This window comes from Lacibacter luteus (assembly GCF_004118265.1).
Classification (GTDB): Bacteria; Bacteroidota; Bacteroidia; order Chitinophagales; family Chitinophagaceae; genus Lacibacter; species Lacibacter luteus.
Genome location: NZ_SDHW01000007.1, coordinates 18826 through 34531, shown reverse-complemented (window position 1 = coordinate 34531; position 15706 = coordinate 18826). Strand labels below are relative to the sequence as shown.

Annotated in this window: 7 protein-coding genes; all 7 read right to left on the bottom strand. The window is 41.0% G+C overall.

Going from position 1 to position 15706, the window contains the following annotated elements; all coding sequences use genetic code 11:
* Positions 1-26 precede the first annotated feature (26 nt).
* Positions 27-2447, bottom strand: coding sequence for a sugar-binding domain-containing protein (locus ESA94_RS18425; RefSeq protein WP_129132422.1), 2421 nt, complete (start codon positions 2445-2447; stop codon positions 27-29).
* A gap of 103 nt (positions 2448-2550) precedes the next feature.
* On the bottom strand, positions 2551-3537 hold the full coding sequence (locus ESA94_RS18420; protein WP_129132421.1) for an aldo/keto reductase: 987 nt from the start codon (positions 3535-3537) through the stop codon (positions 2551-2553).
* Between the two features lie 125 nt (positions 3538-3662).
* Positions 3663-4676 (bottom strand): zinc-binding alcohol dehydrogenase family protein, encoded by a 1014-nt coding sequence (locus ESA94_RS18415; protein WP_129132420.1) that lies wholly within the window; start codon positions 4674-4676, stop codon positions 3663-3665.
* Positions 4677-4687: 11 nt separating this feature from the next.
* A complete protein-coding gene (locus ESA94_RS18410) occupies positions 4688-7423 on the bottom strand; it encodes a family 78 glycoside hydrolase catalytic domain (protein ID WP_129132419.1) in 2736 nt (911 codons plus the stop codon).
* A 140-nt stretch (positions 7424-7563) separates the two neighbouring features.
* Positions 7564-10983, bottom strand: a complete 3420-nt coding sequence (locus ESA94_RS18405; protein WP_240671095.1) for a malectin domain-containing carbohydrate-binding protein — start codon at positions 10981-10983, stop codon at positions 7564-7566.
* Positions 10984-11101: 118 nt separating this feature from the next.
* A complete protein-coding gene (locus ESA94_RS18400; RefSeq protein WP_240671094.1) occupies positions 11102-13870 on the bottom strand; it encodes a glycoside hydrolase family 95 protein in 2769 nt (922 codons plus the stop codon).
* 158 nt (positions 13871-14028) lie between these two features.
* Positions 14029-15576, bottom strand: coding sequence for a glycoside hydrolase family 28 protein (locus ESA94_RS18395; RefSeq protein WP_129132416.1), 1548 nt, complete (start codon positions 15574-15576; stop codon positions 14029-14031).
* Positions 15577-15706 lie beyond the last annotated feature (130 nt).

The following is a 15706-nucleotide window of genomic DNA, read 5'->3' as shown; positions in this document are numbered from 1 at the left end:
ACGTTCCCGAAAGCTTATTACGCCTTCTACTCTTCGGTTTCAAGGGTAATGATTACGTCTTTTAAACCGGCAGACTTTACAACAACGGTAATATTTCCCTTTTTTACATTGGTCTGCACAATTGCTAAAGCCATCCCTTTCCAGGTTTTACGTTGCGAACTTTTCAATGAAACCGTATCGGCCGGGAAACCATTGTCAGTTCCGGCTAAAGCTCCCGCCCCTTTTACAATAACATCAACAAAACGGTCTGCATCGGGAACAAGATTTCCATCTTTGTCAACCAGTTTTATTGTAAGAAACGAAAGGTCTTTTCCATTGGCTTTGAGTTTAGTACGATCAGCAGTTACAAGTATTTTCGAAAGGGATGCTGCAGTTTTAATTTCTTTTGAGAGTACTACCCTGCCGTTCTTTTTTGAAACAGCTTTTATAATTCCCGCTTCGTAAGGCACACGCCACTTGACATGTAAGACATCCGTTGTTTTCGATTTGCTGCCTAATGATTTTCCATTGAGGAATAATTCTACTTCATCGGCATTGTTATAATAAGCCCATACATCCACCGTATCGCCTTTGTTCCAGTTCCAATGCGGAAATAAATGAAGCATCGGTTTCGTTGTCCATTCGCTTTGATAAAGATAAAAAACATCTTTAGGAAACCCGGCAAGATCAACAATACCATAATACGAACTGCGGGCCGGCCATGCATAAGGCACAGGTTCACCAATAAAATCGAAACCACTCCACACAAACATACCCGACATGTATTTGTATTTATTCACTGCTACCATTGCCGCTTCATGCGATGAACCCCAGTATGCATAAACATGATCGTAGGCAGATACACTCATATCTGCATTGCCTTTTACTGTTGGCGTTTTACCATCGGGTGGCCAAAGGCGGTTGCTGTCGCTCGGCATATCGTACGAACCACGAGTTGCTAAGGCCGATGCTGTTTCTGTTGCAACAAATGACTGACCGGGAAAACGGTTGGGCAAATCAGCATAATCGTACAACTTATAGTTGAAGCCGAGTATATCCAATGCGCCTGATTTCCAGATAAAGTTTTTCTCCGGGAAATTTTCGGTTAAGGCGCAGGTTACAGGTCGTGTTGTATCCAATGCTTTTACCAGTTCAACCAAACGTTTGGCGATTGTAGTGCCTGTGCTGTCGAATTGTTCTCTTATTTCATTACCGATGCTCCACATAAAAACAGAAGGATGATTTCGGTCACGCAATACCATTGCCTGTATATCCCTTGCATGCCATTCGTCGAAGAAGAGATTGTAATCAAACTTGTTTTTCTTTTTCTTCCACATGTCGAATGCTTCTACTTGCACCAGGAATCCCATTTCATCACATAGATCAAGAATAGCTGCGGCAGGCGGATTGTGTGAAAAACGGATAGCATTCACGCCCATCTCTTTTAATATGTTCAACTGGCGTTTTGCTGCGGCATGATTATATGCTGCTCCCAATGCCCCCAGATCGTGATGCATACAAACGCCTTGTATTTTTAATGGCTCATTGTTGAGAAAGAAACCATTTGCGGCATCGAAACGGAAGGAACGGATACCGAAGTTTGTTTTTACTTCATCGATGAGTTGACCATTGCGTTCAATTTTTGTAACAGCTTTGTACAAGTAAGGTTTTGCTGTTGACCAAAGTATGGGTGCTGCAATTTGTATTTGATCTGCATACGCATAGCCTCCGACAGGTATTGTGCGTAATACAACTTGTTTTGATGTAGCGATTTTTTTTCCTGCTGCATCATACAAATCTGTGTAAAGATTTACAATTTCTTTCTGCGTACCTGTGTTTGCTACGTTGTATTGAATGGAAACTGTTGCTTTGTTTTTGCTGACGATTGGAGTTGCAATGAATACGCCTGCCTCAGCAATAGCCACATTGTTTGTAGTCACCAACTTCACATCCCTGTAAATACCACTGCCGCTGTACCATCTTGAATCGGGCTGCAGACTGTTATCCACTTTTACCGCAATCACATTCGGCTTACCATAATTTAAATGTGGAGTGAGATCATAAGAGAAATTAATATAGCCATAGGGGCGCTTACCAAGATAATGTCCGTTGATCCATACTTCGCTGTTTTTATACACACCATCAAACTCAATACGTGTGACTTTGTTCTTTGATGTTGCAGGAACGGTAAATGTTTTACGATACCAGCCAATACCACCGGGCAATGCACCGCCCTGATTGGTTGCAGGAAATGAAGAAGAAAAATTGCTTTCAATACTCCAGTCGTGCGGCAGGTTTAAACTTCTCCATTTCGTATCGTTATAGTTTGCATTGCTTGCAAGACTATCATTGCCTAAAAAGAATTTCCATCCGTTGTTGAAATCTGCAATAGAACGAACCTGCGCTGTTGAAATTAAACTCAACAACAGTAAAGCAACAATGGGTAATTTATTTTTAGTCGACTTCATTTTGTTCCGTGTTTTCCGTGCCTCCGTGGCAGTTTCTTTTAACGATTAGAAGACGTTTTTCTTTGTGCATCTTTCTGCCATTGCGTCTTTGTGGTTCCCTCCTTTACCACAAATGATGCACAGCCTGCTTGATATATTTTTCATACACAGCCTGCACCTGTTGCAACTGCTCACTGCTGAGCGATTGCTCCTTCAATGCTTCCAAGTTGCGGGTTACCTGTTCGGGTTTTGAAGCTCCGGGAATAACCGTACTCACTGCATCGAAATCCAGAATCCATTTCAACGCCATTGCAGCTAATGATTTTCCCGCAGGAACAATTTGTTTCAATTCTTCCACTGCCTGTAAACCTGTGGCGTAATCAATGCCTGAAAAAGTTTCGCCTTTATCAAATGATTCGCCATTGCGATTAAACTGACGATGATCTCCAGTTTCAAAAACTGTTTGTGCTGAGTAATGACCTGTCAACAATCCACTCGCCAATGGCACACGAACAATCACACCAATGTTTTTCTTTTTCGCCTGTTCAAAAAATAATTCTGCCGGGCGCTGGCGAAACATATTGAAGATGATCTGCACCGTTGTTACATTCTCAAACTCAATTGCCTTTAATGCTTCTTCCACTTTCTCAACGCTTACACCTAAGTGTTGAATCTTTCCTTCTTTCTTCAAATCATCAAACAAACCAAATATTTCAGGACGATAGAAAACTGCTGTTGGCGGGCAATGCAATTGAATGAGATCAATTGTTTCCACCTGCAAGCGAGTTAAACTATCTTCTACATACTTTCTTAAAACTGCCGGAGTATAACCTTCGTTGACATGCGGCTGAATTTGTCGACCACACTTTGTAGCGACAAATAGCTTTTCTTTTCTTGTTTTCAGAAAACGGCCAATGGCTTTTTCACTTTCACCATCGCTGTACACATCTGCAGTATCAATAAAGTTGACGCCGTTATCAACTGCAGTATTTAAAATAGCATCTGCATTTTTTTCATCGAATGCACTGCCCCACTTACCTCCCACCTGCCATGTACCAAGACTGATAGCTGAAATATTAAACCCTGTTTTACCTAATGTTCTGTATTGCATTTTGCCTATGTTTTTTAGTTAGCCGGGAAGACTGGAAGACGATAGGTTTTAATTCATCCATGCTTCTGTGGCAATTACTCTTCAATTCTTTGTGCTACTTCGAGACTTAGCGTCTTTGTGGCGAATCAAACTTCCACCATTGCTTTAATTACTCCGTTCTTTGGATCGAGCCAGCTTTTGAAATTATCTTTCACTGCATCAAACTGTACACGATGCGTAATGTACGTTGACGGATCAACGAGTTTATTACGCATACACATCATCACATGATCAAAATCTTCCTGCGTGGCATTGCGGCTGCTCATAAGTGTTGCTTCACGTTTGTGAAATTCGGGATGCGCAACAATCAATTCGCCTTTTTGTAAACCGACCAGCACATATCTTGCGCCATGTGCCATGTACAAAAATGCACTGTTGATGGCTTTTTGATTTCCTGTTGCATCGATCACCACTGTCGGCATATCGCCATTGGTGATTTCTTTTAAACGCTGCATCACATCTTCATTCAACGGGTTGATGGTATGCTGTACCTTTAATTTATCCTTACAGAAATTCAAACGTGTATCGTTTACGTCCATTGCAATTACTTGTCCGCCTGCAATGCGACCAAATTCGATAATGCCCAAACCGATCGGACCTGCACCAATCACCAATACAAACTCACCTGAGCGAACACCTGCTCTGCGGATGCCATGTGCACCAATGGCCAATGGCTCAACAAGTGCCAGTTCATCAAAACTCATATCGCCGCCATGTAACAATGCAGAAGTGGGCACTGAAATATATTCCATCATACCACCATCCACATGCACACCAAACACATTGATGGCTGCACAACAGTTGGGCAAACCATTTCTGCATGCAATACATTCGCCGCAATTGAAATAAGGAATGAGCGTTACACGTTCGCCCACTTCAAAACCGGCATCTGCATCAACCTGTACAATTTCACAACCCAACTCATGACCAAGCACACGTGGATAAACAAAGTATGGTTGTGTTCCTTCGAAGGCGTGCAGATCAGTTCCGCAAATGCCAATGCGTTTTACTTTCAAAATAGCTCGACCGGGTTGAATTGCTGGTCTTTCTTTTTCTACATATTCGAACGAACCCGGTTGCTGACACACTAATGCTTTCATAAAATCCTTTATTAATTATTTGCTACACTAAATTGATAATCACCTGAACCAACTTTTACTACCGCTTTTCCGCTTGCATAAACAACTGTTGCTTTCTTTCCATTCTGCAAAACGGTTTGGCCTTTCTTTGCTGGAATGTAGATAACCGCTGTACTGTTTGCCGGAATCTGCACCTGAAAGTTAAATACAGATTCTGTTTTTGTCCACTCACTTTTAATCACTCCGTACGGTGATTCAAATGATGCTTTTGCATTTGTAATATCGCCCACCACTTCGGGCTTGATCACCACTTCTTTATATGCAACAGATGTATTGCTTTGCTGAATACCTGCAAGCCCGGCAAAGAACCATTCCATTAAATGCCCCAGCATGAAATGATTATTGCTTACACTTTCATAAGCCTGCCAGCTTTCTGTTAATGCCGTTGCTCCATGTTTTAACTGAAACCCATAACCCGGCACATCATCACGGCTGTTCATATCAAATATTATATCACTTCTTCCGGCTTCTTCCAATGCACGCAATACATAACGGTAACCAATATCGCCTGCTGTTAATCCATTGTTACGGCTTTTGATATCTTTTATTAATGCATTCACTACTGCATTTTTATATTGCGGCTCCACCAATCCCATATACAAAGCCATAGCGTTGGCTGTTTGACTGGCCGAATCGTATTGCAACGTTGTTGAATTAAAGAAAGCTTTATTAAATGCTTTTTTTACTTCAGTTGCCAATACTTTGTATTCTTTTGCATCAGTTGATTTATTTAATAGGATTGCAATGTCTGTCAGTATGTTTAAATCGTAATACAAAGTTGCAGTAGCTGTAACACCCATTTTCGTCATTTGGGCAAATCCCGATTTCTTAGGACCAATATCAAACCAATCACCAAGACCATGTTTCAAAATAAACGATGAATCTTTTGTAAGCAAATACGCCACATACTTTTTCATTGCAGGATATGCATCCAGTAACGTTTGCTTATCACCATACCATTTGTAATTATACCAGGGTAAAATGATTGCAGCACTGCCCCACTCCGGGCTTTCATCAAAGGGTGGCGTAAACACAGTAAATTCCGGTGCTATTTCCGGAATTTTTCCATTTGCATATTGCGTTTGAACCATGTCGTTCACCATTTTCCTGTTCAACGTTGCAATATCATAATTATATTGTACTGACGAACCCATTAAATGTGTTTGTTCCAACCAACCCAACTTTTCACGGTGCGGACAATCCGTAAACAAACTCACTGCATTACTTTTAATTGCCCAATCAATCAATGTATTTGTTTGATTAAACAATTCATTGGAACAATTAAACGAGCCAATTGATTGCATGGCGCTTCTTATATGCAGTCCTTCAATATTTTTTACAATGGGTAATGGTTGTAAACTATCTTTTGCAATACAATGCACCTGCATATAGCGAAAGCCTGTATAGCTGAATTGCGGATGCCAGCTTTCATCGGCATTGCCATTGAGAATGTAAGTGAAGTAAGAAGGCGAGCCCGTTGCTTTTTGATTCACTGTTCCATCCGCATTTATTAATTCGCCGCAATAAATTTTTATTGTATCATATTTACCTCCGCTAACTGTAACAGAAGGAATGCCTGAAAAATTCTGCCCGAGATCATACACAGTTACATCTTTCGATAATTCTTTTTTATTCTTCACGTTGAACCGTTGCATGATCTTCACCGGTGGTTGCGATTGAGCAATTAATTGCTGAGGACCGGTGGTGGTGATGACTTTTTTCCATTGTGCAGCATTAAAACCTGGCTTGCTCCAACCCGTTTGCTCCAATGTTGCATCATAATCTTCTCCTCCAAATATGCTGCTGAAAATAATGGGCGATGATGCTGTACTCCAACTTTCATCACTAATGATATTTTCTGTTGTACCATCTGCGTATTCAACCAATGTACGCATGATCATTTTAGGGTGACCATAAGCGCCTGTCATTTTACGATAGCGTTGCCCGGGTATATAATAAAACCCATTGCCCAACATCACAGCAATTGCATTCTTTCCTTGTTGTAACTGTTTTGTTACATCAAAGCTCACGTATTGCGCCTGTTTAGCATAGTTCGTCCAACCGGGATCTAAAAAATGATCACCGGTCTTTGTTCCGTTGATGAATAATTCAAAATGACCAAGACCACAAATAAACGCTGTAGCTGATTTAATTTGCTTCTGTACAGAAAATTCTTTGCGCATGATGGGCAATACATTTCTTCTTGCACCCCAGCTTCTTTTACCACCCTGGTGTATAAGCGGAAAGATCCGCAATGAATCAAGCGGCTCATCATAACCGATCCATTTTGCATTGCTCCAGTCTTTTATTTGCTGCAAACCCATTTGCCAATGAGCAGTACTGCTCCATGCTGATGCATTTGCTTTGTTATCCCACACCTGTACTTTCCAGAAATATTTTTTTGTTGATTGCAAGGCCTTGCCTGCATAAGCAACTTGTATGGAAGCAGATGATTTAATTTGTTTTGAGTCCCACACATTGCCGATGTTCTTTTTCAACAAGGCTTCATCATCAGCAACAAGAATGCGATACGCTGTCTGCAATACATTTTGCTGCGAAGATTGTAACTGCCAACTCAGTTTTGGTTGTGCAGCTTCAATACCCAATGGATTCGTTGTGCTTTCGCAACGAAGATTGACAACAGAAAGTTGAGCTGAAGCAACAATGTTCAGTAATAGACAAATCTGTATAAATATAATTTTCTTCATTTCTATTTTTTTACCCACCCCAACCCCTCCCGGGAGGGGAAGCTACTCACAGCCCTGACATGTCAAGCAATCTCATTTAGTTCAATCAACTTGATCTCTTAGTGTTGCTTTGTGTTCTCTGTGTCTTTGTGGTTCAAATACTATTGTATCTCTATCCCCGACACCGCCAGTTGCTCTCCATTCTCCAATTCAAGCTTCACCACATAATTACCGGCGTTGATCTGCGAACCGGTATTGACCGTAAACTGATTCCACTTACCTACACGTGTAAAAGTAAACTGCACATCTTCCTGCATCATCCTGTTGCCACCTGCATCGTATAAAGACAGTTTACCTTTTACTATTTGTTCTTTCGGGTAATAATATTTCACAGTGATAGAATAAATATCAGCCACTCCTGTTTGCACAGGCCATTGCATGTTTGCTGCTTCATTTGTTTTTACAAGAGCACATAATCTTCCGTTAACAGAATCCTTTGTTACACCATCGCTAATGATTGCAACGTTTGTGCGATAAGGCGTAATTGGTTTTAAATCGTATGCAGGTTGCATTTTGTTGACAGGAAGATAAAAAACCAATGTGTATGGATCGATCATCAGCTTAACTTCTTTGTTTGCAGCATATCTTCTGCGGTATATCTTATATTCAGTTCCTCCAATTCCATCAGTAATTAGTTGCGTATTCAAAACCTCGGCATCAGAGAAAGATCGATTCTCTTTCACCGCAAAAAAAAGATCCAGCTCCACATTTGTTGTAAATGACACCGGACTGCTTTCTTTGTTCTGATCCAACCGTATCCAGTCAGCCCCAAATAAATTTGAAGGCAAGCTATTTATAGTGGTATTTGAATAAGTATAATTTTTATCCCCAATATCCAACCAACTTTGTTCTGTACAATTGTTACATGAAAGTTTGCTGATAAGCGATGATGCTGCTGCCGGTTTAATACCATTCTTTGTTGAAGCAATGGCAATCGCAGAAATAACAGCCTGTCCCGATTTGCTTTCAGGAAATGAAATGATCATCTTACCGCCGCTGATCTTTGCTTTTACTGTTTTCTTCAAAGCTGTATTAACTCCAACTTCATTCCAGATATCCAAGTCATCAATAACAGTCTTTCCGTTAATGGCTACATCAAACAAACGCATGCCTTTTGCATTAGTACCTCCACCAATTCCCAACCACGGTTCAACAAAATAAAGTTCTACTAAGTATTCACCATCGGGCAATGGAAATTCGTAACTGAGTTTATCCTTTCCATAGCGGAAGCTTTGAAACAGCTTCCAGTCATTTGTATTTTTGATTGGAGAAAATGTTCTGCGTTGACTTGCAAAGTTCACCGGCACTTCCTGAAAATCTTTTGTCCATGATGTTGCAAAGCCTTTATCTGCAGCCCATGTATTTCCATTTTCATCTTTATACGCTGCCCCGCCACAATTGATGCGATAGATATAATTACAACCTGCTGTTGGTTTGGTTAACGGTTTTGCATTTGCATACAGTTGCTTAAAGTTGGGTGATTGTGGTAAATGATGCAACACAATGGTATCTCTTGCAACTGCTTTCCCTTTCACATAACCCACTGCATACAACACATTGTATTGTATGTTCACATTGTCCCATTGAAAATGTGTGCCGATGCCATTCTTCTTTTGCTTGCCAAACGATGAACCATTTACATCATTAAACAATTCCACTTCATCGCAATTGCTGTACACATAAATACTGTCTTTAATACCGGGCTTCATCCATCGGTTGGGCCATGTATGCGAAACAATGTAAACCATCGGTTCTTTGTTCTTATCAGCATAATTGCTGCGGAACATGTAATACGCATCCGTTGGTTCTTCCCATGGTGTAAGCAATCCTTTATAATTCACCGGACCAATGCGATCGAGTTCACGCAAACCTTCACCACCTTGTACACGACCGGGATTATCATGCGATGTGAGCAACCAAAAGAAATGCCCGGCACTGCTGTCTTTCACTGATTCGGCTAAACGCACTTTCTGCTCCATCAACTGCACCATACGATCTTCACTCAAAATTCCATTTTGTACAAAGCCACCTTCAGTATGCAGATCAATTGTGCGCCATGCACCATACTCACCGATCAACACTTGCTTCTTTACATCATCACCATACGTTGCAGGATTACCACCATAAGTGCCCGTCCAGTTTTGCGGTACATCCCAATCGGTTCCTTCTCCACCGTTGCAGGTTGTAACCAAACGTTGTGTAGATACAGTTGGATCAAGTGAACGAATTAATTCTGTACATTCTTTTGCAAAATCTTCAGGCAGTTTGCTTTCATTCTGCAAACCCCATAAAATAATCGACGGACTGTTGCGTCGTTCGATCACCCATTCTCTCAACAGTTGTTTAAAATTATTTCTGAACTCAGGCGAATCATACCACACATGTGCACTCAACTGTGTCCACCAAAGAATTCCTTTTGCATCGCACAACTGTCCGTATAATAAATGATGCGGTTGATGCCCATCACGGAAGGCGTTGAAGCCAGCAGCTTGCATCCATTTGAAACGGGATACAATTTGTTCCTTACTGAACGCATGACTTTGTCCCAGCAAATGTTCATACTCCGCAATACCGTTAATGAAAACGGGTTTTCCGTTTAAGAAAAACTGGTTGGTTGGATTTTTCCAGTTGATGGTTCTGAAACCAAATTCTGTTGCAATTTTATCAAGAACAACATTGTTTTCTTTTACAACTGAAATGATTTTGTAGAGATAAGGGTTTTCAACAGACCAGAGATTGATGGCTGATGTCGGATGTATGATGTCGGATTTTTGTTCAACAGAAGTTCCTTTTTCTACACTTACACCTTTTTCAACTATCTTTTTTACTTCTTTGCCATTGGCATCAATCAATCTGTGTTCAACAACAATATCTCTTTTCTTCTGTGAATAGTTTTTAAGTGTGGTTGCAATATTCAGCTGCACTTCTTTCTCTGTTATATCAGCCCATGCATGCACGCCAAACGGTTCAATGCGTACATCATTCGTAACAATTAAATGCACGGGACGAAAAATACCCATCGGCTGTGAGCCTTCACTAAAACCACGTTCATCACTGCAACCTCCACAAACCCAGGGAAGGTTTTGAATATTGGATGGGTGATAAGCTCTTACTGCCAATCGATTTGTTGTGCCATCTGTTTTGATCACATCGGTTACATCCAATGTAAACGTTGTTCGTCCGCCAATATGTTCACCAACTTTTTTATTGTTGAGATAAACAGCGGCGTACGATCCTACTCCTTCAAAAAACAAAAAGAAACGTTTGCCGGTTTTTGTTTGTGTGCTTGTAAATGTTTTTCGATACCATGAATCGCCATGACGATTTCCGTGTAACAACCTTCTGTAACCCTCGTACTGATCCCAGTTATGCGGAACGTTTACTTTCTTCCAGTTGCTGTTGATGGTTGCCTGATACGTATTCGCTGGTAATTGCTGATCGTTACTTGTTGCAATGGTCAGCCAGTTTTCGTTTAATGAAATATCCTGGCGTTGTGCGGAAGAATTAAACCACAGAGACACGAAGACAAAGAGAATCACAAAGGGTTTCACGCAGAGGTGCAGAGAAGCAGAGACGCAAAGAAACTTATGTTTTAAACTTTGCGCCTTTGCGTCTTTGCGTGAAAGAAAAATATTGATACTATAATGATCTGAGCTGTCCATCAAACTGATACTCTCCGTTCTTAATTGTTTTAATTGTTACGATCTTTCCATTATAACGCAAACGCAATTCAGTACCTGCAATTGATCTTACTTTCAACTTCATCAACTTCCCTTCGCTCCATTGCATATCCACAACAAAACCACCTCTTGCACAAATGCCTTTCACTTCTCCGCTGGCTAAAGCCGACGGCAAGGCAGGCAGGATGTCAATATATTTTGTATGACTTTGTATCAGCATTTCACCGATACCTGCAGCACCGCCAAAATTTCCATCGATCTGGAATGGCGGATGTGCATCAAATAAATTCGGATAACTGCCTGCACCATTCTTTGCCGGGCTCATCAACATCTTGATCATGTGAAATGCATGATCACCATCTTTAAATCTCGCCCAGAAATTAATTTTCCAACCAAGACTCCAACCTGTTGCTTCATCGCCACGGAAAATGAGTGATTGCTTGGCAGCTTTGGTGATCTCCGGTGTTTCATCCCAATTAATTTCATTGCCGGGATACAATCCCCACAGATGCGACACATGACGATGTTTGTTATTCGGATTATCAACATCCTCCATCCACTCCTGCAATTGTCCGTGTTTACCAATTGTGTTTGGTGCGATCTGTTTGTATTTTTCTTTCAGTATTGTACGTAACTCCGCATCCACATTCAGCACTTCACTTGCAGCAATTACATTCTTAAACAAATCACGAATGATCTGGTGATCCATTGTTGGGCCAGCCACCAATCCACCTTGCTCAGGTGAGTTGGATGGTGTGCTGATGAGATAACCTGTCTTCGGATCTTTAATAAGAAATGCATTAAAAAACAAAGCGGCATCTTTCATAATGGGATAAGCTTTGTTCTTTAAAAAGTTTTTATCCTGTGTGAATTGATAACGCTCCCACAAATGCTGACACAACCATGCGCCACCTGTAACCCAGATACCATGATTGGCTGCATTGATCGGTGCAGTACCTCTCCACACATCGGTGTTGTGATGCAATACCCAACCCGGTGCGTTGTAATGATCTTTTGCCGTTTGCTTTCCTGTAATCGCCAATTCACTGATCATATCAAACAATGGTTGATGCAACGGCAAAAGATTCAACAACTCTGCTGGCCAGTAATTCATTTCTGCATTGATGTTGGTGGTGTACTTACTGCCCCATGGCGGATTTACAAGATCGTTCCAGATACCTTGCAGGTTTGCCGGTCTTGTTCCCGGTCTTGATGAAGCGATCAATAAATAACGACCGTATTGCAGATACAACGCAACAAACGATGGATCATTTGCTGTTGCAAACTGTTCAATACGTTCATCGGTTGGTAAACTTTCATTGGCCGATTTACCAAGGTTCAATGAAAATGTATTGAAATATTGCTGATATTCTTTTATATGTGCCGCTTTGATCTGCAGATAAGTTTTTCCGGCAATTGATGCCAGTGCTGTAATGCAGGGTTGTTTTGGATCAGCAGTAATGTCTTTGTAGTTTTTATAGTTTGTACCTGCAGTTAAGTAAAGTGTTGCTTCGTCTGCATTACTGATGATCAATTTTCCATTATCAATTTTTACCGTTCCGCTTTTTGCAACTACACGCAAATAACTTTCGCCACGCAATGCACCTGTTCTTACTTTCACCGATAACACAAGATCATTTCCCACTTTTGTAACGGTATAATTTTTATGTGCACTGCTCAGCTCCGCTTCAAAACTGACGCTTTGTTTTTGCGATGCAGTTAAATGAACAGCAATTACCTGGTTCGGTTGACTCACTAAATATTCTCTTCTGTAATTCACGCCATTCAATGAATAAGTTGTTGCAGCAACTGCATTGGTTATATCCAGTTCTCTTTTGTAATTCGTTGCAGCAGTAGTGTTGGCAAACTTTAAATGCAGATCACCGAATGGTTGATACGCTGCCTGGTAAGCACCAACGGGTGGCGGATTATCATCTACCACAAAATATTTCCAATCACCATTCAATGAAATTTTTGCATTGGGATTACTTACAGGTGCAATACCAATATGAATGCTCGTGTCTTTATAACCATACACGCCACCTTTATCCGAAAAATTCAGCACTAGTATGGCGATTGTATTCTTGCCTTTGTGTAAGAGATTTTTTGCAACAGTATATTTTCTTCCTTCAGTATTTTGCTGACTGCCAACCAACACACCATTCACATACGAGTAATCCCAATCACGAATGCGGTTGAAATCAGCGATCATATCTTCTTCCTTCCAATCATCAGGCAACACAAAACTTGTACGCAACCACACAGCGCCATCCAATCCACCATGACCAACCTGCTCCCATCCTTCCCAACTCGGCACCGTCATCGTTGGCCATTTGCTGTCATCAAAATTTGCTGCAGCATATTTTTTATCGACCGTTGCTTTGGTTATCCATCCGCTGCGTTCACCTTCAAAACTTTTCAACCCCATAAATTCTTTCTCAGCCAACGCCTCTGCTTCTTTTTGCTTTCCTGCAAACAACAACTGGCGAATGCTGTCTAAATACTTGTACGCACCCGGTCTGCTGTAAGCCCTCGGCTCACCCGTCCACAATGTTTCTTCATTAAACTGTAAATGATCATTGTCAATTGCACCAAACACCATTGCACCCAAACGACCATTACCAATGGGCAATGCTTCCGTCCACTTAACAGCCGGTTTGTTGTACCAGAGTTTTAAATCCTGCGCAAAAGAAAATGCATTACACGTTAAGAGTAATGCGAAAGCCAAAATTATTTTTTTGTAAGTCATCATTTGAATTTCTATTAAGCTTCTGTTGCGTCGCACTCTTGTACTGCAACAATTCTATTCATCTTTTTTTCTCACTGATTACACGGATTAACACAGAAAAAAATCTGTGATCATCTGTGTCATCTGTGAGCAACCCACTACTGCTTCACCTCTTCCTTCTTCACATCATCCGCAACTATCACCGCTGCTTCTCCAAGTGTATTATTCTTAAACAAAATATTTTTTGTGTTTGCACCTTTTATCTCTGCAAATGTTTTTGTTCCGTTGAAGGGCCAGTTGTTCATCAGCAACACATTCTCAACATTTGTTAAACGGATAAGCGGTGCAGTTGTCAACGGCTTCGCTGAAACAAAACCATTTACCGTTAAACGTTCAGTTTTTTCAACTGACAATGATGCACCTGTTTTTGTATTCACTCTTACGTTATGCAGTTCAATATCTTTACCATTGCGGATCGTAATACCTGTTTCTGCTTCAAACACACAATCATTCAAACTGATCTCACTCACAGGCATTTCATCCAGACCGTTAATGAACATCGCCTGTTTGGTGTAAGCAGTGATATTACTCAACCGGATATTGCGGAACTGCGGCGTACGTTCGCTCACGGGTGCAGGTTGTGTTTTTGCATATTCCATATCGAGCACGATCGCCTGTGCTTTGATGTTCTTCATCACAATATTATCTACACGGATATCTTCCACTACACCACCTCTTCCTCTTGCTGTTTTAATGCGAATGCCACGATCCGTTCCATCGAACACACAATTGCTGATGGTGATCTTCTTTACATCACCACTCATTTCACTGCCGATCACCACGCCACCATGTCCACTAAGCATGGTACAATTGGTGATAGTATAATTTTCAGCTGGTGTTGCTTTTGTTCTTCCCGGAAGATCTTTCCCTGATTTGATCGTAATGCAATCATCACCCACACTGATATGGCAATCGGAAATATGCACATACCTGCAACTCGATGGATTGATACCATCTGTATTTGGTGAAGGTGGATTATTAATTGTGACTGCTTTAATCGTTACGTTTTCGCAGAACTCAGGTGTTACTGTCCAGAAAGGTGAATTGGTAATAGTGATGCCTTCGATCAATACATTCTTGCAATACAATGGTTGTATAAACGGCGGACGCAGAAATCCACGTTTCATTTGTGTTGGATCATCCGGCAGCAGAATATCTTTATTCAAACTATCAAACAGGAGTTGATATTTGTTTCGTTCTGTTTGGTTTTTGTAAAACGTTAATGCATAGTTCCACCACTTTTGCCCATGACCATTGATCGTGCCTCTTCCGGTGATGGCAATGTTCTCCGCTTTGTATGCATAAAACAATGGCGAAAAACTTTTTACATCCACACCTTCATAACGACTCTCCACCATCGGCAGGTAATCATCAAAATTATCTGAGAAGTGCAGCTCGGCACCTGCATCAATCAAAATGGTGATGTTACTTTTTAAATGAATTGGACCGGTTAAATATTTTCCCGCAGGAAAATACACTGTACCGCCTCCCGCTTTTGATGCAGCTGCAATAGCATCGGCAATGGGCTTTGTTGCGATCTTGCTGCTGTCGTTCTTTGCACCGTATTTAATAACATCATAAAAACGCTGAGCCGTTGCGGTAAAGCAAACGGCTGTAACAAAAACAAAAAGAATCAGTTTTTTCATTTATTTATTTTTTGCTCACCGATAACACTAATGATCACAGAATTTTCTGTCCGAATCTGTGTAAACTGTGAGAGCTATTCAAATAACCAATCAACATTTCTATTCCTTGCTCGCAGATTTCACGGATGTT

Excerpts from the sequence above, each read along its gene's own strand:
- ESA94_RS18415 (WP_129132420.1), bottom strand. The coding sequence starts at position 4,676 with ATGAAAGCATTAGTGTGTCAGCAACCGGGTTCGTTCGAATATGTAGAA.
- ESA94_RS18420 (WP_129132421.1), bottom strand. The coding sequence starts at position 3,537 with ATGCAATACAGAACATTAGGTAAAACAGGGTTTAATATTTCAGCTATC.
- ESA94_RS18395 (WP_129132416.1), bottom strand. The coding sequence starts at position 15,576 with ATGAAAAAACTGATTCTTTTTGTTTTTGTTACAGCCGTTTGCTTTACC.
- ESA94_RS18410 (WP_129132419.1), bottom strand. The coding sequence starts at position 7,423 with ATGAAGAAAATTATATTTATACAGATTTGTCTATTACTGAACATTGTT.
- ESA94_RS18425 (WP_129132422.1), bottom strand. The coding sequence starts at position 2,447 with ATGAAGTCGACTAAAAATAAATTACCCATTGTTGCTTTACTGTTGTTG.